Consider the following 18233-nt stretch of genomic DNA (forward strand, 5'->3'; position numbering starts at 1 on the left):
CCGTCGGGGTCGACCCGCCCCTCTCCCGCCAAGCGCACCAACTGATCGCCAGGCGAGGGCGTTGCAGCGTCGGAACGTTGCAACGCTCCGACGGCCGGCTCCGGTTGTTCCAAACTCGTCGGAGTGATCGACACTGCGGTCACGCCGCGAGGTCTGTCAGGGCGCTTACCGTGCATCCGTGAGCCAGCCGCGCCCGCAGCGCCGTCCGTGGTGGCTGACCGCCCGCACCCGCCCAGGAGCGGTCATCATGCTGCTGGTCCCCCTCGGACTGTGCACCGTCTTCCATTCGTCGGACATGGCCATCCTGCCGATCCCGCTGCTAGCCGTGCTCATCCTGCTGATACCGCTGGCCACGATCCCCGCGGTCGCGTCGATCATCGCGCTGAACCTCGACATCGGCCGGCGTTGGCGGATGGAACTGCCTCGCAGGCGAGTCATGAACTCTCTGGTCGGCCTGGGCATCCTCCTGTGGATCCTCGTGCTCGTGGCAGCCTGGTTCGCGCGGCAGCCGCCGTTGTCGTTCGTGGTAAGCGTGCTGCCGATCTGGACTGTCCAACTCCTGGAGCGACGACTCGTGCCCCCACAGAGCGTGCGCCTCAACACCGGCTGAGCGTTCGACCACGCCAACTATCGCTGCAAGCGCTGCTCGATTGGCCACCCGCTCCCCTCCCCCACCGCCCGTCGGCGCTGCTCGCCGTACCCGCGGCCGGCCAACCAGCGGCGGCCACAAGATCTTGACCTGTGACTTTTCATGATTTCTGGCCGGGCGTCGCAGGTCCGCGAAGTGCAAGTCGATGAGGCGGGACAGGTCATACCGGCGGCGGGAAGGGCGTCGGGTGCAGGGCCCGAGGGAGCAGCGGCAAGCCCGTTGTGGGGTTGGACGCCATACGTTCGGGCAGGGGACCGGCGGGTTGGCAGGTTCTCGGCTCGCGGACATCGAGGGACTTGCAATGGCCTGGTGGTGCGGTGCCGCGGCGCGTTCGTTCTAGGGGATGAATGGGCCGTCAGGGTTGACCGGGACTGACTTGAGTGTTCCGGTCACGAATGCGACTGGCGGGGCGCCTGCGGTGACGGCGACTACGGTCACGGTTGGGTCGGGGTGATCGTCTTGCTGATACCAGCACCAGACGGCCGGTTGGCCGGTAGGCACCTTGCTCCACAGAGTTCGTGCTGGTTCAGACGGGCCAGCGCGCCAGGTGCTCACCGTACCGACGGTGGTCGGGTAGGCGGCGATAAGACGTCCGGCGGTTCCCGACGACCGGCATTGGGATCCGACCTCACTAGCCGACGAATTTGCTGTGGCCGGCGTCGATGTGTGATCGTTAGTGCAGGCTGCTGCCGCGGCGATTGGGCCGATGATGACGGCTGGCAGCACTAGCAAGTGCAGCCGCTTAGACGTTCGCGGCAAGTTCCTCGACCTCGGCCACGGGTATCGCGGGACCGAATACGTCGATCATGACGCCGTCTTGCACGTACTGCACGCGTCCGATGCCGTTTGCCTGAACTAGCAGCGCGGAGTGGCCAGCAACTTGGATGACCTTGAAGTTTTCGGGCGGGCCGGGCGGGTTCGCGGCCACTTCTTCGAGTTGTGCTTCGGTGACTTGACTGTGGTACTCCAGGACGCGGACGCGGCCGTCGTAAGGGAAGTCGGTTCCTCCGTCGGGGAAGCGGTACAGGTAGGCGACGGCACGATCACCGGGAGCGGTGTTGGAAGGGTCGGAGACCTGAATGCCGATGGGCTCGGCGAAGCGAGGCGCGAGGGGCTTGAAAGTCAATTGGCCGGCGGCCGCGGCATCGGTCCCTTGCGCGACCATCAGCCCGCCGGGCAGCGGCGCGTCCCAGTTGACGCCGACAGCATCAGTGTCCTGCTCGTCCGGTGATGCGGTGGTGGTGGACGGGGGTGAAGTTGGTGGGTCGCTCTGGGTGGCTAAGACGTTGGTCAGAGCGGTGGCGCTGGTAGCGGTCGCGGTTGGGCGTGCGCACCCGGCGGTCGCCAGGCAGGCACACAGCGCAAGGGTCACCGTCAGGCGGTTGGTCAGCATTGTCCGCTCCCCGGTGTGCCGGCATTCATGAACCACTCGCTTTGCGAGACTTTCACCGCTGTCCAGTCCATGATCGAGCGTTGCGCGTAGTCGCATCCCAGGTGCTGCCAGCCGTAGTAGGCACCGGCGAACAGTCGCTGCTCTTCTAGGTGTGTCGGGTGGTCTGAGGCGTTCCCTGTGCCGTACCGGGACAGCTCGCTCTCCACTGGGCCGGAGAAGACGCCCATGCTGCCGGTCGTATCCAGGTGGTTCCAGTTCGTGACAGCCTCCGGGCTTGAGGCGTGCGCGATGTAGATCTCCCACGTGGTACCGGCGCCGTTTTCCAACCGCAGCGAGTAGTCGGTGTTCGTGGTCAGGATTCCGGCTTGAGGATCGTAGGTCTTGAGGGCGCTCTGCGACGGTAGGTATCTCCATTCAGCCCACGCATGAGAATTGGCTGTGCTGTCTGTCGCGTACTGGGTGACGCCGGTTTCCACCCAGGACGAATAGTCCGGGGAGAGCCGGACGAAGAAGGTCTGCGCAACGCCGGTGTTGCTGCAGATAGGTTGATGGTTGTATGACCGGGTGGTGCCGCGTATGCCGTAGTACCGGTTATTGTTGCTCGCCCCCGGATTGCCTACATCCTCATATACGAACTTGGTCGACTCCGTGGTGCAGCCTGCCGCGAACGCCGTCGTAGGGTTCAACACAAGCAACGTGCCCAGCTGCACAGCGACAACGATCGCTAGTCGCAAACCGATCCGCGAGCGCCGACCGAGTCTCATCAGGCAGCTCCTCCCCCTTGAGTAACTGTGCGGGAACGGTAGACCTGGGAACGGCCTGTGACAAGGCGCGGTGGCCAGATGAGTCGTCGCTGGCCAAACCAACCGTAAATGTCTGTTGGGCCGGCTGTGAACCTCTTGATCAAGTTGCGATCCTCAGTGAATGGCGCGTGGCCAGTTGCGTAGGTCGCACCCAGCACGTCGGCCAAGCGCGCAACTCGATGGCCGTCCGCCACCAGTCGGTGAGTTGGCTTGGCCCGGCGGTTGACGAGGGGCGGACCAGCGAGGACGTTGAGTCCATGCAGGCGCGGCCCAAGCGTGCTGTCGCAGATCGGATGCCCCTGGTCGCGACGACCAGCGAGGCGGACTGTGTTGTCGATCGCCGCCTGCAAGTGCTGGGACCGCTCCTAACCGGGCGAGCTACCGTCCCGCAGGCAGCCGTCGAGGCGGGGGTGCCGGAACGGACGGTGCGACGGTGGTGGGCGGCGTACCAACACGGCGGCGATGCGGCCTTGATGCGACCCACGCGCATCGACGCAGGGCGCAGCCACCTCCCAGCCCCATTGGTCGGCCTGATCGAGGGTTTAGCACTGGGCCGGCCCGCCCCGACGATCGCCCACGTTCACCGGCAAGTAGTTGCCATCGCCGCAGCCCGGGGTTGGCCGCGACCGAGCTATGCAACCGTCTACAGAATCGTCCGGAATCTGCACCCGGCGTTGATGACGTTGGCGCATCGCGGCGCCGCCGCTTACCGCGACCGCTACGAGCTGGTGTTGCGCCGCGAGTCGGACCGCCCGAATCAGTTATGGCAGGTCGACCACACCGAGCTGGACGTGCTGGTCCTGGACCCGGAGGGTAAGCCGGTCCGGCCGTGGCTGACCGTGGTGTTGGACGATCACTCCCGGGCGGTGGCCGGCTACACCGTGTTCGTCGGGGCGCCGACTGCAGCGCAGACGGCGCTGGCCCTGCGGCAGGCGATCTGGCGCAAGTCGGATCCGGACTGGCCGGTGTGCGGGCTGCCCGAGGTGTTGTACTGCGACAACGGTTCGGACTTCACCTCCGGCCACATCGCCCAGGTGTGCGTGGACACCGGGATCCAGTTAGTGCACTCCACTCCTGGGGTGCCGCGCGGCCGCGGCAAGGTGGAACGATTCTTCGGCACCGTCACCACCGAGCTGCTGCCCACGCTGCCCGGGTCAATCCCGCACGGCAGCCACGGCCGGCCGGTCACCGCACCCACGTTGACGCTGCCGGCCCTGGACTCTGCTGTCGGCCGGTTCGTGGTTCACGACTACCACCAGCGGCCGCACTCGCAGACCCATCAGGCGCCTGTGCGCCGCTGGCTGGCCGATGGGTGGTTGCCGCGGATGCCGGCCTCGCTCGAGCAGCTGGACTTGCTGCTGCTGACCGTGGCGAAGCCGCGCATCGTGCATCGCGACGGCGTGCATGTGCATGGGTTGCGGTATGTCGACCTGACGTTGGCTGCCTTCGTGGGCGAGCAGGTCACCGTCCGGTACGACCCGCGAGATCTGGCCGAGGTCCGCCTGTACCACCGCGGCCGGTTCCTGTGCCGGGCCGTCGCGCCGGAACTGGCCGCGGCCACCATCACCCTCAAGGATTTGCAACGCGCCCGCGCCCGCCGCCGCCACCAGCTGCGCCGGCAACTTGCCGATCGGCGCAGCCTCGTCGACGCCCTCACCCACCCGGTCCGCGAACCGGTCCCCACCGACACCCCAAGCACCCCCCGCAGCACGGCTGCCGACCCGCCCCTGCCAGCGCTGCCCAGGCCGCGCCGGCCGCCGCTACGCCTCTACCGCGAGAACTGAGTCTCGACCGGGGATTGGCGATGAACCACCGTGTACCCGCCGCCGCCGGCGACGCCGTCAGCGATGTCGATGCGTCAGCATCGGCCCAGGTCCCGGCGGCCGCGGCAGGTGCAGGGTCGATGACCGGTCCACTGATCACCAGGGAGCACCGACGGTTCATCGAGTTCGCCGATACCGTCCGCACGGCCGGGTACATCGGCGTCTGTTACGGCCCGCCCGGCGTGGGCAAGACCGTGTCGGCGCGTAGCTACGCCGCCGCCGACGACTGGGACCAGTGGATCCAGCACCGCTCCGGCAAGGACCACTGCCTGCCCGAGGCGATCGACCAGGCCCGCACCGTGCTGTGGACGCCGTACCTGACCACCACGCCGCGGAGCCTGCAGGACGATGTCCACCACCTGTGCGACCAGCTGTCCTGGGCTGTGCACACCCGCGACGCCGCCGACATCGACCTCGACATCGCCGACAGCGACCTCTACCCGGTGCGCCGGCCGGAGTACACCGAGCTGCTGATCGTCGACGAAGCCGACCGGCTGCGCACCACAGGCCTGGAGCAACTGCGCGACCACTACGACCGCACCGGCACTGCCGTCATCTTCATCGGCATGCCCGGTCTGGAACGGCGCCTGGCCCGCTACCCCCAGCTCTACAGCCGCATCGGCTTCGCCCACGAGTACCGGCCGTTAGCCGACCAGGACCTCGTCGCCGTCCTGGACGCCTACTGGGCGAGCCTGGACAAGCATCTAGACCCCGACCGCCCCGACGACCTCGCCGCCGTGGCCGCAGTCCGGCGGATCACCGGGGGCAACTTCCGGCTCATCGAACGACTCTTCGGCCAGATCCGCCGCGTCCTGGACATCAACGACGTCCACACCATCACGACCGAGGTCATCGACACGGCCCGCGGCGCCCTCATCGTCGGCGCATAACAGCCCGCCGGGTGTTTCACACGAATGGCCGTCGGCGGCTCGATGGCCGGCAGCTTGGCCAGTTAGCGCGCGTCCTGGTCGGCCAGCAGGGCTTTGGTGCGGGTCTCGAGCTCGGCGATGCGGGCGTCGATGTGCTGCAGCGTGTCACCGAGATCAGCCAGCGCACTACGGGCGGCGATGCGTTGATCCACGCCGCGGCGCCACCTGTGCGCGTCGTAGGTCAACGGCGGCACGGCTGCGGCAGCCGTGGTGGTGGGTTCGGCCGGTGAGGGATCCTGGATGAGCGCTGCTACCGCCTTGTGGGCTGTGACTTGGCCGGCGGCGGCTGTCCGGGCTAGCTGTGACAGGGACTGCCGGGACAGCGGCGCGGGGCGGTCCAGCGGGGTCCAACCGTGCTGATCGATCGGCGGCAGCAACGGCAGCTGCGCCGTCCTCGGGTCCACCGCCAAGGTCTGACTGCAGACATGCACCGACGCTGCATCGACCGCGGGCCGGCGCTGCAGCGCCGCGATCAGAACTCGGGTGCTGCGGGTGGCGTCCAGGTCCAGGACACGCAACCACCGCACGAGCGCGCACGGCCCACACGTGGCCGGATCATCGCCAACTGGCATCACGTGGGAGACCGACGGTGTGGCCACAACGCACCCGTCGCCATCGACGCTCACATCCGCGACGTGGAGCCGGGCGAGCTGCCGGTACGGGATGCCAGCCGCGGCCAGCACGAGCAGCGCTCGGTCCCGCCGGCCGAACCAGCCGCCCGTCCACCCGTCTATCGGCAGCCTCCGCAACGCTGTGTCGACCGCCGCCGGCTCCAGCGCCTGCCGCACCGGCCGGGCGGCTCGTCCCCGCGCCAGATCCCGGACTTGGTCGCTGCGCGGCGGCACCGCCACACCGCGGTCGCGGTGGTGGCGGTCGATGGCCGTCAGCCGCCGCGTCATCGTCGCCGGCGCGGCCGGGCAGCCGAGAAGGAACGCGTGCACCGTCTCCGCGGTTGCCGGCAGCGACACCCGGCCGGTGGCGGCGCACCAGTCGACGAACAGCGCCCACTCCCCCGCATACCGGTCAACGCGCTGGGCTGCGCCAGCGGCGACACCGACGTCGGCGTCGGCGCGTCGATCGGCGGCAGCGTCCCGATGGGTCGGACCGTTCACGGCTTACAGCCCCAACCTCGTGACCGCGTTGCCGACCAGGGGTGCGTGCTCGCGGGCATAGGTCTCCAAGATCGCGGGATTGCGGTGCCCGGTCTGCCGCATGATCGCGTGCGCGTCGGCCCCCCGCCGGAACGCCTCGGTGACGAACCCGGACCGCAGCGAGTGCCCGCCGAGCCGAGCGATCTGGGCGGTGGGGTAGCCGGCGGCGGCGGCGCGGCGGACGAGGACCTCGTTGACCGCCTGACCCGACATCGCCCGCACTCCGACGGCCCCGGCCTTGTGCACGGTCGGGAACAGCGGCGCCGCCGGATTCAACGGTGCGGGTAGGTCGACGCGGCACACGTGTCCGTCGACGCCGGGATCCCCTGCTTGCTGGAACAGCGCGGCCATGACCGGCCGCCGCTGCTCGGCCGGGTCGAGTCCGGCTGCGGTGTCGAGGAGTTGCCGCCAGCGGGTGTACGCGCACGGCGGGCACGTCGCCGGGTCCCTGCCGTACGGGACCGCCTTCACGGTGCCCTTGGCTTCCTGGTCGGTCTTTGAGCGGCGGACGGTGATGTGCAGCCCGTCGACCCGGTGCACCGCCACGTCCCCCACCCCCAGCCCGACAAGCTCGGAGCGGCGGGCCGCGGTCGCGAAGCCCAGCAGGAGCAGGGCGGCGTCGCGGCGAGCGATCACCCCGGCCGGCCACTGATGGAACGCCGGCCGCAGCGTCTCCAGCAGGGTCTTGACGTCGTCGAGCAGCAGCGGCGCCCGCCGAGCCGGCGGCGTCGCACGAGCTCGGCGGATCCCCGCCAGCGCCCGCCGCACCACCTCCGCCCGGCCGGGCGCATCGAGGCCCGCCGCGGTGTGGAACTGATTGATGGAGGACACCCACCGCGCCAACGTCGCCGGGCTGTACCGCCACCGGGCGGCGAACCCCGACTCCCCCAGCCCCGGCGGCCGCTGCTGGCCGGCCGCCTCGGTCACGTACGCGGCCACCGTCAACGGATGCGCCGGCAGCCACGCCTGACCTTGCTCGTGGCACCACCGCTCGAACCGTGCCCAGTCCGACCGGTACGCCGCCTTCGTCGCCGAAGCCGTCGACCGATCGACCGCCTCCCACACCCGCGCCGCCGCATCGCCCGACAGCTGCGGAGGGGACTCGCGACCGCTCCCTTCGAGCTGCAGCCCCGTGGAGCTCGACGTCATCGGCGTCCCCTCCTCCCCCAGCTGCCGTGGTCAGCCGGCCAACTACCGCGCAAGATCGGCCATCCACCGGTCAAGACGACAGATCTTGACCGTACAACCCTTGTTCGAGCCGGGTCAGTTGACACGCGGTGGGGATGGACCGTGGTAATGGATCCTTATGACAGCTGGTTTGTCCGTCTACCGGCGCTGTTTGGGGAGCTGTGGCAGACCCCAGGGACCAGCTCGGCGGCTCGCGTCACGTGACGAAAGAGCGGCTGGTTGCCCGTCGGCTGACCACCTGCCGTACCAGCGCCACCCGCGCGCTGCCCAACCCAATTCACACGATCGGCAGACCGGGATTGCTGGTTCGTCCGGCCCGGATCACAAACCAGCATGCCCAGCACGGCCAGCATGCCCAGCACGGCCAGTATGGCCAGCATGCCCAGCACGGCCAGTATGGCCAGCATGCCCAGCACGGCCAGTATGGCCAGCACGGCCAGCATGCCCAGCATGCCCAGCACGGCCAGCACGGCCAGCATGCCCAGCACGGCCAGCATGTCCAGCATGTCCAGCACGGCCAGCTCGACCCGTAAAGAGACACGCCGTTGGCAGTACCTGCAAAGCTGGCCCAAACGGGACTACTGTCACAACCGCCACGGCTGTCACAGCTGTGCATCCCAGCGTTGGAGCCAGCGGGGCTCCAGAGCGCTGGCCGAGCTATCCATGGCGGTCGGCGGCCTACGCGTGGAAGCGGTAATGCCAGTAGTGCCGTCACCACCGGCATTGCTGTGTGTCGGTAGGTAGGAGACAACAGTGACAGTGATTGACCAGCGGCAACGGCAAGCGCTAGACCGCGTCTGCGCAGTGATTAACGGCAAGGGCGGCGTTGGCAAGACGACCATCGTCGCCAACGTGGGAGGACTACTGGCCAAGTCCGACTACCGGGTGCTGCTTATCGACCTGGATCCGCAGGGCAACCTTGCCGAGGACCTTGGCTTCACCGACCGGGACGACCTGAACGACGACGGGGAAGCCCTCTCCAAGGGCCTAATGTTCGGTCCACCTACCGAGCCCGTACGGCAGGTGCGGCCCAATCTCGACGTCCTGGTTGGTGGACACCACCTCGACTCCGCGGCTGCCGCCCTCATCGCCCGCGCCGGCAAAGACCACGACGGCGTCCGGCTGGCGTTGGCCAAGCTGCTGCTGCCTATTGCCGACCAATACGACCTGGTGCTGGTGGACTGCCCGCCAGGCAACGAGCCCTTGCAGGCCGCGGCCGTCGCAGCGGCACGGTGGGCCATCGTGCCGGTCAAGACCGACCGCTCCAGCCGCAAGGGCCTCATCGAGGTAGCCCGTCGGCTGGACAGTGTCGTCGACGTCAACCCGAATCTGGACCTTCTTGGCGTGGTTTTGATGGGGGTCGGCACCTCGGCCCACAAAGTGCAGCAGACCACCCGCGACATGATCAGCGAGACGCTCGGCACCGATGAACGGGTCTTCCAGGCCACCATCCGACACTCCGAAGCTACCGCCCAGGCCACGCGCGAGCGCGGCCTACTCGTCCACGAGCTCGACGAGGAAGTACGCAAGGGTCCCAAGTGGTGGGAGATCCGCCGCCGGGAACCCGGCACAGCAACCGCCGGCGGCCCGCGCAGTGCGACGTCGGTTGCTGACGACCTGTACGCCCTGGCGAACGAAGTCGTCTTCCGCATCACCAACGCCGAAGGGCAGACCGTGGCATGACCAGCACGCCGGACACCGCAGATCGCCGGGTCGCCGGCCTGAGCCGTCGCCGCGCGGACCCCGATCCCGCCCGCCTCATAGCAGCCAACCGACCCGCGCCGCTGGCGACGGCAGCGGACCAGCCGGTTCAGGACGACGCCGTCGTCGATGTGGACCCAACACCGGCGCCGGCCGCCGACCAGTTGCTCGAGCGCACTCCTGCACCCGTATACAGCTCACCGGGGAGACGACGGCCGCGGCCGACGGCGCAGCCCGTGCAGCCGCCAGCCAGTGAGACCGACCACGAAGTCGACGCTCCCCGCAAGGTGACTACCTATATGCGCCCATCAGTGCGCGACCGGGCAGCGGTCGCCTTCAAGGCCACTGCCTACTTCGAGCAGGACGACAGCTGGTCGCACATGGTGGAGAAAGCCGTGCTGGCCGAAGTCGAACGGCGTGAAGCGGCTCACAACGGGGGCCGCCCGTTCGCCGCCGACGGCGCGATGCTCAAGCGGGGCCGGCTTATCCGATGATTCCCATGCAGGCAAGGACCTGCACATAACGACAACGGCCGGGGGAGTTCCCCTAGAGCCGGCGTCCGTTCACTCGTTGGCGCCGGCCCGGTAGCCACCTCTCGGCGAGTGGCCGCTCGCAGCGGCCAACGGCGAAGCCCTGGAGGCACCTACTGGACCAGCAACACCGAGAACACGAGCACCGGAGCAACAATCCCGGCGCCGCCGAGGGTCCGCTGCAGGCCCTGTAAGCGCAATCTGGGGCCGGCACGGGGCAGCGGGCATGGACGGTGGCGGTAGAACCGCCCTGCGTGTCGCGACGGTAGAACCGCCGGGGGAGGGCACTATGGCCGCCGTGACGACCTGCGTTCGCGCCCGTGGTCGCAGCATCAGCCTGGACACCGAGCGGCAGCTGTGGGCAGCGTCGGCTGGCTTCTGTGAGCGCCCCGAGTGCATGCAGTACTTGTTCCACGCCGGCGACAACGGCAAGGTCGTGACGTTGGGCCAGCTCGCCCACGTCGTCGCGGCTTCGCCGGGGGGACCTCGAGCCGACCCGGCAGCCGACGAGCAACTGCTGGCCGCGTTCGACAACTTGATCGTGCTATGCCCGACTTGTCACTACGTCGTCGACCACGCGGAGGAGGAGTATCCAGTGGAGGTCCTCAGTCGGTGGAAACGCACCCGGCGGGAGCGCGTGCGCTCGGCGTTGCACGTACGAAAGTGCAACAGCCGTGCAGAGCTGCGCGACGAGCTGACCCGACTGCTGCAGTTCAACAACGCGATCTTCCGGGCGTATGGGCCGCACTCGGCGACATCCGACGACCCGCTCACCGACGCAGCAGAGGTCTGGCGGCGAGAGGCCGTGGAGAAGATGGTCCCTACGAATCGGCACATCGTCGAGCTGCTCGAGCTTAACCGCGACCTGCTCACTCCTGCCGAGCAGGAGGTCGCCGCCGACTATAGGGTTCACTCGGACGCTTTTGAGGCCCGGCATGTATTCGGAGTTCTGAGCGCAAGCGCTCCGCGGTTCCCCGACGCGATGAACCATCTGCTCGAGGAGGATGCGTGAGCGTTCAACGGCCGCACGGCGACCGAACCCGCCCGCAGTTCGTGCGGTATCTAAGGAGCAAGACGGACCTGATAACGCTGTGCGAGCTGCGGCCGAATGTCTATGAGGTGCAGATGCGCGGCGGGACCCACATCGCCACGCTCGTCGACTACTACCTACTGAGCGAATCGGACGTCCTGGAAATCTGCGAGGCAGACCCCGACGCCGACGCAATCGTTAACACAGGGCCGTGGAATACCTACACGCCCGAGGCCCGCGCGTTGGCCATCAGCCGCAACGTTGGTCTATACAACTGGAGGGAGTTCATGCGTGCAGTCCACTACGCTGGCGACGTCTTCTTGGCAGGCGGGCCTCGCGCGGGCACTGGCTGGGGCCGGTGATAGCCCGGGGGTCACAGTCGTACCGTTTGGTTCCGTGACGACTGGGTCTCCGCACCCGTCGGACGTTGACCTGGCCCTCGTTTACGAGCCTGGTCATCGCGAGGCGGCCCTCAATGTGCGTGAGCGGCTACGCGCCGCGGTACACAGGCACGTCGGGCTCCCCTGTGACTTCGTGGTGGTGTCGCGGGTCGAGGCGGAGGCAGAGCGGCGGCAGCCACAGCTGCGCGACGATGTCTTCGCGAACCTCGACGACACGTTGGCGCACCGATGAGGGAAAGAGTCGTGCCACCGCTAGGACGATCGCGCTCGGAGGCGCGGCAGCGTCAACTGGTGATGGGCCTGCGAGTCACCAAGTCGGAGGCGGACGAGATCCGCCGGCGCGCTCAGGAGAGCGGGCTGACGGTTAGCGCTTTGTTGCGCCGCACAGTGCTGGAAAACGTCAAGGACGGCGACGGTAGCACCTGCCACGACCCTGTCATCGATCTCGCTCCTAGTCGCCCCAGTAGCCGCGCAAAAGCGGGGGAGACTTAGTCGATCAGTTAGTGGTTACCAAACCCGAAACAGGGCATGCAAGCCAATCAATCAGTCAATCTTATCCGCACGTAGGCTGCGTTTGAGCGGCTTCCCCTTTCCGTACCGCCCAACTGGCGCCACTTCGTGACTGACCAACGTCGTGTTGGCATTGCGAGGACGGTCTGACGCTGCCAACGCCCAACCGCTTGATGACGATGCGGGGCGATACCGCTGCTGGCGGAAGTTGCCGCTAGTCCTTGGTACGCTCCGCGGCGTGACATTCGATCTGGTGCTTCCGGGCGGCGAGCGGTTGACCGGCGATAAGGCCGTAGTTGTACTTGGCCCGAACGGTAGCGGTAAGACGAGGCAGAGCCGATCCATCAGTAGTCCGGATGGAGCCGCGATCGAGGTCATTAACGCTCTCAGGAACACTCGTGTAACACCTGAGGTGCCAGTGATGGCGATGCAAACGGCGCTGCAGCAATTTGAGCAGGGTAAGGCGACCGCTCGCCACAACCATTGGGATCTCTCAGGCGAATTTGACGCCATGTTGGCTCGAATGCTGGGCGAGCATTCTAGCGTCGCTATTGATTTCGTGCGACGATTCAGGGATAGCCCGGCCACGGCTGGTAGTCCCGGCGAGACGACACTGGGCAAGGTTGAGCAGCTTTGGAAAGAGGTGTTCCCGGGCCGCTCGTTGTTCTGGAGCGATTGGCGTCCGATGGTGCGCAACGTATCAACTGGCGCAGAAATGACGTATAGCGGTAATCAAATGAGCGATGGCGAGAAGGCTGCGCTGTTCTTGATGGCTCGGGTGTTCTCGGCCGCACCGGGCGCCATCATCGTGGACGAGCCCGAAACGCACCTGCACTCATTGCTCGCTGTGCGTCTATGGAATGCAATTGAGGCGGCACGACCCGATATTCGATTCGTCTATGTGACGCACGACTTGACGTTCGCTCTATCGAGACAGCAGGCGACTTATGTACTCGCTAGTCCAACCGCGGGCCTTCGAGTAATTGGCGTTGACACCGAGCTGCCCGGTGATGTCTCGGAGGCCCTGCTTGGCTCGGCCTCCTTGTCGTTTTACGCCTCGCGAGTAGTGTTCTGTGAGGGTGACGCAAGCAGCCATGACGAGCCATTCTATAATGCGTGGTTCAATGGCCCCGACACCGTTGTTCGTCCGGTTGCTGGCTATGAACGGGTTCTGCGATGCGTCGAAGCGCTGCGAAGTTCGGGTGTGGCATCCGCCCTTGAAGCGGTCGGCGTGATCGACGGCGACTACCACGCCCAAGCATTCCGAGACGCACTTCCAGCTGGAGTGTACATGCTCAAAGTGCATGAGATTGAAAGTTTGTTCTCTCTGCCCGAAATTGTTGATGCAGTGCGTGGGCACTTAGAGATGGATCCGCTCGACCGGATCAGCTACAAGCAGAAGTTGCAGTCGTCGGTTAACGACGATCAACGAAGGAAGATTACGATCGAACGATGGAAGCAGCGTCTTGAGCCATCGCTAGAAGGCCTGGTGTCGAGCGTGACTCAGAAGCAGGGCAACATTGACGAAATCGTCCAGCAGTTTCCCGACATCTTCGATCACACAAAGTGGCAGTTTTCGCCCGAGTCGATCTTGCTCGAGGAGCAGAAGCGGGTCGACGACGCCTTGCTTGCCAAGGCCGATATCAACGATGTGCTCGCTGTGGTCCCGGGCAAGCAGATGCTACCCCTCGCAGCGCAGGCATGCGGAATAAACGCCGATAAGTACGTCAATCTAATCATCAATACTCTTGGCCGCACCGGTACTCCGACGGCCCTCGCCGTTGAGCTCGAGAATGCACTGAAGGCTCAGCTTCCTACCCGCCGGTCCGTCATAGCGGGTGTCCTTCCGCCCTCTTAGTCGGCGCACCTTTCCGACCTGTGATACTCCTCAACTGCGACGCTTGCGGTTACGGCTGCAAACGACCTCAATAGCAGCGGAAGACCGCGCCGTGCGTGAAGGAGGCAGAAGACCGCGTAAGATAAAATGTTCCCCCTAGACTGACATAATATGGCTTGTCGGTGAGGTGTCAACGACTTTCGAAGTACAGCGTTCGGCCAGTAGTGCGAGCGAATAGGTCTAGGACTGCCGCCAAGAGTCAGGTGCGCCCGCATTCAACGCACGACATGACGGACTGCTTCGTTCACTTTTGCAGAGGTGGTTCGTCGCACGCTTCGTGCCCACCAAACATGGCATCGAAGACGACTGAGAGCCGATGGCGACGCGCCATGGCTGACCAGTCAGGTAGTGGGACATGCCGAGGAACGACGATACCCATGCCCACATGAGCATCTTAGGCCGCTCGCTTGGCGTGCGAGTCGGCTCGCCAGGGCGGAACCGTACATTCGGTCACGAACGGGGGCCCACGAGCGAGAAACCTCCTTGAGAGGAATCGCCATAAACCGTCACGGTGACAAAAAGGCTCCGGCCGACTGCTGTGATGTCGGCAAATCTCTAGATCTAGACTGTTACGGAAGATTACTGCCGAAGGATTAGAATAAGAATCCATCCAACACCAAAAAGGAATGGTAACAGGGCCATCAATCCGCTCGGCCTAACGAAGAACGAGCCTAGGTGAGACATCCATTTATGCAAGCCACCACCCCGGGAGGCTGTGATACCCGGCTCGAACACATTGACGAATGCCAGTAGTTGCCTAGCCGCTGCTGGTGAGGTCGACGTCGGTTTCCACAGTTCGAGTCCTGCATTGACAGCTTCTTGTCGGAAGCGATAAATCCACACGTAGGAAGATGCGGCAACAGCCGCCCAAGCGCATGCGACCACCAACCCGAACCATGCGATGCCGCTGTTGTAGCGAGCCCTGTCGGTGAAGACCAGACCCACTCCCGCAGACTCGACCAGAAGAAATAGGTTCATGCGGGTGGTATAAAGGTTCAAATCGGTGTGGTAACTCTGAATGGCAAGCTCGTACAGTTTGATCCGGTCGCTTGTGGTCAGTGAGTTACTGTCGTCTCGCGAAGCTGGCGTGCTCATCGTCTATTCTGCCGCTGAACGTGCAACCAGTGCGCACAGTAGCGAAACCGCGTTCGCTGGATTGGACTCCTCGTGCACTCCGGGAGGACTTATCCCGTCATACGTTGACACCGCCCACCCGTTAATAGATACCACAGGCAGGCCATGGCGAACTGCCAGAGCCACCTCCGACAACGTGCCCCAACTCCCACCGATAGAAATGACTCCATGAGCGGAACGGACCACCAACCAGTTTCGCATCTCCCCCATCTCCGTCGGAATTGGGATGCTTACGTTTTCATCTGCCTCGTTTGCATCTGAGCCAGGGAGGAAACCGACAACGTCGGCCTGTGAAGAGAATTGGCGCGCTCCTCGGGCGGCCGCAGCCATCACTCCGCCCAGTCCGCCGCAACTGAGGATTGCGCCATGCTGGGCCACAGCACGGCCCACAACGACCGCGTGTTCGAACAGGGAGTCACCCTCGCTGATGTCCGAGGGTCCTACGACCGCAATCACGAGTCTTCGCACCTGGGTCTCCTGGGCTAGCAGCCTGTGCTTGGCGACGCTGCCAACGTGCCTCGATGCAGGCACCCCGGTAAGCGCCCAATCGGTATCTATCGTACGGGCCAGGTAGGTCGGCGGTCATCTTGATGACGATGTCCGGCGCAACCTTGGTCAACGTGTCCGAATCGCGGGCTGGGGCTGAGCCGGTTGACAAGCATCCGGTCCGACCACGGACGCCCCGGTCCCGCTGGCATCAGGTGCAAGGTTCTCAACGCGGGCTTATGACGGTGCCAAGGATACCTCGACGCTATCCCACTGTTCGGATCTCGGTCTGCGTCCTAGGCTACGCGCGCCGTCCGTCTACGCTCCCGACTTCCCTACCAAGAACCACGAACCCCCACATGGAGCGTACTAATTCTCGGGCCCCGCCAGTCGGTATCAGGCACTAAGCTTTGCCGGCCCGTGCGCCTAACACTCAAGTGCCGCGCCGGTTGTGTTAGGGTCTCGTGTATGGGCACTCGGGAGATTCAGTTCGACGACATCGACCAGTCCGAAGCGGACGTCACCACGGTGGAGTTCACGTTCGAGGGCGCCAGCTACTCGATTGACCTTGGTGAAAAAAACGTAGAGAAGTTTCGTGACGCGATGGCCACCTACATCAGCCACGCCCGTCGAATCGACCGCTCCTCGTCACAGTCGACGGCCGGTCGCCGGCGCCGCCCGAGCGGGACCGCTGTCGCGCCGGTGGACCGCGAACAGATCCAGGCCATGCGGCAGTGGGCCAAGGACAACGGATACGGAGTCTCCGATCGGGGCCGCATCGCGGCGTCCATCCAGGACGCCTACCACGCCGCCCACTCCTCCTAAGTCGTACACCGCACGCTCAGACTCCCGCGCACGGCGGGCACCCGGCCAGCTTGCGGCCCGTAATTAAAGTGATCCAGTGATTCCTGCATCGTGACGTCACTTGTGTCATCATGGGGTTGTGTCGGTCAGCGAAGTGACGGTCGTCGACCTGAGCGATGAGGAGATGGCGGAGTTCGCCCGGCGGCGCGGCATCGACGTCTCGGGCGGTTTGGTGCTGCTGAGCCCGGGTGTAGGCGACGGAACCGCCGTCCGCGACCTGTTGGCCGCTTACAACGCGGCCGCCCACCATGGTGGGCAGCGGTTGGGCAGACAGGTGCTGGAGGCGGTGGCGGCTGCGGTCAGCAGTGTGCAGGTGGGCACGGAGCAGTACCGCAGGGTGTTGGAAGCGATCGAGCCGCCGGGGCCGGTCATCGGAATGGGCGCCTACAAGCAGGCGCGCCGGCTCGCGGACGTGTGGGCATCCTTCGCGGCCGAGTTTCCACTGTTAACCAGTGCTCAGGTCGCCGCGCAGTCCGGCTCGACCGCGAAGAACGCCGGTTCCACGGCGTCACGCTGGGCGAGTCGGGGTGAGGTGTTCGCCGTCCCCGCCGGCGATGGATCCCACCGGTACCCGGCCTTCCAGTTCGACCAAGCAGGACGACCGCGGCCGGTCATCGCGGACGTCATCCGGGTACTGGAAGGTGTGCGGGACCGTCGGGCCCTGGCGCTGTGGTTTGTGTCCAACAACGGCTGGCTCGACGGCGCCCGCCCCGTGGACCTGCTCGCCGACCAGCCCGCCGCCGTGATCGAGGCCGCACAGCAGCTCGCTCAAGAGCTCACCGGAGGACCCGATCCCCTGGATGGTGAACACCTCGACGCTGACCCGGACACCGGCTCACGCCGCGAACAGCAGGCGGGGTGAGCTACCCCGCACCGCTGCCGTCCACCCCGACAGTCGCTGCACCGATCCTGCCGTTGGACCTGCTCCCCGGGCAGTGGCCGGCCGGGGAAGTGATCCACCGGGTCTACGACGCGAACTGGGGTTCACGCGAGTTCTACGCCGGCACCGTGACCCGGCGGGGCCGGTTTCATCCCTTCACCCCGGACGGCGCCACGGATCCGCTGCCGGTGCTGTACGGAGCCAGTGACCTCGCCGGCGCCCTAGCCGAGACCGTCTTTCACGACGTCCCCGTCCGCGGCCTCAAAACGGTGACTCGCGGCCAGCTCAACCACAAGATCGCCGTCGAACTCATCGCCTCCCGCGACCTGGTCCTGGCCGACCTCACCGGGCCGGGGCTGCACCGCATCGCCACTAACCGCGCCGAACTACTCGACGGCGGACCCCGCACCTATCCACACACTGCCCCGTGGGCCAAAGCCGTCCATGCCGCACCCACCCCCGTTGACGGCATGATCTGGGTCCCCCGACTCAACGACCGCAGCCGCAGCATCCTGCTCTTCGCCGACCGCGTCGCCGCCAGTGAACTGACAGTCCGCCCCGACTCCATCCTCAAACCCCTCGCCGTGGGCGAAGGCTTCGACCACGTCGCCGACCTCGCCGACCAAATGGCCATCCTCATCACCGACATCTGACACGGACCGCCCAAGAATCGTTACTCATGAATTGGTGGGTGGTTGACCACAAGGTCTCCTTGCGTAGGACGGCGAGCATCGCACGACATAGCGGGTAGAGATGCGGTCTTGATTCGCTGATCCGCGAGTCATGAGTGCACCCAATCTGGCTCTTCGCAGTTGAGGGTGTAGTCGGGTGGGCGCGTCGCTGCGTGGTTGAGGGTCGAGGTCT

Annotated in this window: 20 protein-coding genes; 13 read left to right on the plus strand and 7 right to left on the minus strand. The window is 65.9% G+C overall.

Annotation, left to right across the window (positions count from 1 at the left end; translation table 11 throughout):
- Positions 1-178: 178 nt before the first annotated feature.
- Positions 179-610, plus strand: coding sequence for a hypothetical protein (locus tag IEY37_RS19780; protein WP_188944652.1), 432 nt, complete (start codon positions 179-181; stop codon positions 608-610).
- A 781-nt stretch (positions 611-1391) separates the two neighbouring features.
- Here IEY37_RS19780 and IEY37_RS19785 read toward each other — a convergent pair.
- The gene (locus IEY37_RS19785) at positions 1392-2042 is read right to left on the minus strand and encodes a hypothetical protein (RefSeq protein ID WP_188944653.1); all 651 of its coding nucleotides are present in this window, start codon (positions 2040-2042) and stop codon (positions 1392-1394) included.
- Positions 2036-2752 (minus strand): hypothetical protein, encoded by a 717-nt coding sequence (locus IEY37_RS19790; protein ID WP_188944654.1) that lies wholly within the window; start codon positions 2750-2752, stop codon positions 2036-2038. The genes IEY37_RS19785 and IEY37_RS19790 overlap by 7 nt, the downstream gene beginning before the upstream one ends.
- A 350-nt stretch (positions 2753-3102) precedes the next feature.
- Between IEY37_RS19790 and IEY37_RS19795 the strand changes: the two genes are divergently transcribed.
- Positions 3103-4629 carry a TnsB C-terminal domain-containing protein gene (locus tag IEY37_RS19795; protein WP_188944655.1) on the plus strand — a complete coding sequence of 509 codons (1527 nt, stop codon included), beginning with the start codon at positions 3103-3105 and terminating at the stop codon, positions 4627-4629.
- Positions 4630-4748: 119 nt separating this feature from the next.
- Positions 4749-5558: an AAA family ATPase gene (locus IEY37_RS19800; protein ID WP_188944656.1), complete on the plus strand. Its 810-nt coding sequence runs from the start codon at positions 4749-4751 to the stop codon at positions 5556-5558.
- A gap of 62 nt (positions 5559-5620) precedes the next feature.
- On the opposite strand, the gene IEY37_RS19805 is transcribed toward IEY37_RS19800, so the two are convergent.
- The 3 genes from IEY37_RS19805 to IEY37_RS22350 all read right to left on the minus strand — a co-directional run bounded on the left by IEY37_RS19805 (position 5621) and on the right by IEY37_RS22350 (position 8451).
- Positions 5621-6709 (minus strand): hypothetical protein, encoded by a 1089-nt coding sequence (locus tag IEY37_RS19805; RefSeq protein ID WP_188944657.1) that lies wholly within the window; start codon positions 6707-6709, stop codon positions 5621-5623.
- A gap of 3 nt (positions 6710-6712) precedes the next feature.
- Entirely contained in the window at positions 6713-7897 is a 1185-nt protein-coding gene (locus tag IEY37_RS19810; protein ID WP_188944658.1) for a site-specific integrase, read from the minus strand.
- A gap of 155 nt (positions 7898-8052) precedes the next feature.
- Positions 8053-8451, minus strand: coding sequence for a hypothetical protein (locus IEY37_RS22350; protein ID WP_229674681.1), 399 nt, complete (start codon positions 8449-8451; stop codon positions 8053-8055).
- Between the two features lie 238 nt (positions 8452-8689).
- On the opposite strand from IEY37_RS22350, the gene IEY37_RS19820 reads away from it, so the two are divergent.
- The 7 genes from IEY37_RS19820 to IEY37_RS19845 all read left to right on the plus strand — a co-directional run bounded on the left by IEY37_RS19820 (position 8690) and on the right by IEY37_RS19845 (position 13966).
- Positions 8690-9619 carry a ParA family protein gene (locus IEY37_RS19820; protein WP_229674682.1) on the plus strand — a complete coding sequence of 310 codons (930 nt, stop codon included), beginning with the start codon at positions 8690-8692 and terminating at the stop codon, positions 9617-9619.
- Entirely contained in the window at positions 9616-10131 is a 516-nt protein-coding gene (locus tag IEY37_RS19825; RefSeq protein WP_188944660.1) for a ParB family protein, read from the plus strand. Before IEY37_RS19820 ends, IEY37_RS19825 begins: the two co-directional genes overlap by 4 nt.
- Before the next feature lie 325 nt (positions 10132-10456).
- Entirely contained in the window at positions 10457-11179 is a 723-nt protein-coding gene (locus tag IEY37_RS19830) for a hypothetical protein (RefSeq protein WP_188944661.1), read from the plus strand.
- A complete protein-coding gene (locus tag IEY37_RS19835) occupies positions 11176-11559 on the plus strand; it encodes a hypothetical protein (protein ID WP_188944662.1) in 384 nt (127 codons plus the stop codon). The genes IEY37_RS19830 and IEY37_RS19835 overlap by 4 nt, the downstream gene beginning before the upstream one ends.
- On the plus strand, positions 11489-11830 hold the full coding sequence (locus tag IEY37_RS22895) for a nucleotidyltransferase domain-containing protein (protein WP_373298398.1): 342 nt from the start codon (positions 11489-11491) through the stop codon (positions 11828-11830). The genes IEY37_RS19835 and IEY37_RS22895 overlap by 71 nt, the downstream gene beginning before the upstream one ends.
- Entirely contained in the window at positions 11827-12090 is a 264-nt protein-coding gene (locus IEY37_RS22900) for a plasmid mobilization protein (protein ID WP_373298399.1), read from the plus strand. The genes IEY37_RS22895 and IEY37_RS22900 overlap by 4 nt, the downstream gene beginning before the upstream one ends.
- 256 nt (positions 12091-12346) lie before the next feature.
- On the plus strand, positions 12347-13966 hold the full coding sequence (locus tag IEY37_RS19845) for an AAA family ATPase (protein WP_188944664.1): 1620 nt from the start codon (positions 12347-12349) through the stop codon (positions 13964-13966).
- Between the two features lie 618 nt (positions 13967-14584).
- Here IEY37_RS19845 and IEY37_RS19850 read toward each other — a convergent pair.
- On the minus strand, positions 14585-15100 hold the full coding sequence (locus tag IEY37_RS19850) for a RipA family octameric membrane protein (protein WP_188944665.1): 516 nt from the start codon (positions 15098-15100) through the stop codon (positions 14585-14587).
- Positions 15101-15103: 3 nt separating this feature from the next.
- Positions 15104-15670: an SLOG cluster 4 domain-containing protein gene (locus IEY37_RS22905; protein WP_373298400.1), complete on the minus strand. Its 567-nt coding sequence runs from the start codon at positions 15668-15670 to the stop codon at positions 15104-15106.
- Between the two features lie 423 nt (positions 15671-16093).
- Between IEY37_RS22905 and IEY37_RS19860 the strand changes: the two genes are divergently transcribed.
- The 3 genes from IEY37_RS19860 (at position 16094) to IEY37_RS19870 (ending at position 18022) form a co-directional block, all read left to right on the plus strand.
- Positions 16094-16450 carry a histone-like nucleoid-structuring protein Lsr2 gene (locus IEY37_RS19860; RefSeq protein WP_188944666.1) on the plus strand — a complete coding sequence of 119 codons (357 nt, stop codon included), beginning with the start codon at positions 16094-16096 and terminating at the stop codon, positions 16448-16450.
- A 118-nt stretch (positions 16451-16568) separates the two neighbouring features.
- Entirely contained in the window at positions 16569-17351 is a 783-nt protein-coding gene (locus IEY37_RS19865; RefSeq protein WP_188944667.1) for a hypothetical protein, read from the plus strand.
- Positions 17348-18022 (plus strand): RES family NAD+ phosphorylase, encoded by a 675-nt coding sequence (locus tag IEY37_RS19870; protein ID WP_188944668.1) that lies wholly within the window; start codon positions 17348-17350, stop codon positions 18020-18022. Before IEY37_RS19865 ends, IEY37_RS19870 begins: the two co-directional genes overlap by 4 nt.
- Positions 18023-18233 lie beyond the last annotated feature (211 nt).

The sequence above is a fragment of the Nakamurella endophytica genome (genome assembly GCF_014646215.1).
GTDB lineage: Bacteria > Actinomycetota > Actinomycetes > Mycobacteriales > Nakamurellaceae > Nakamurella > Nakamurella endophytica.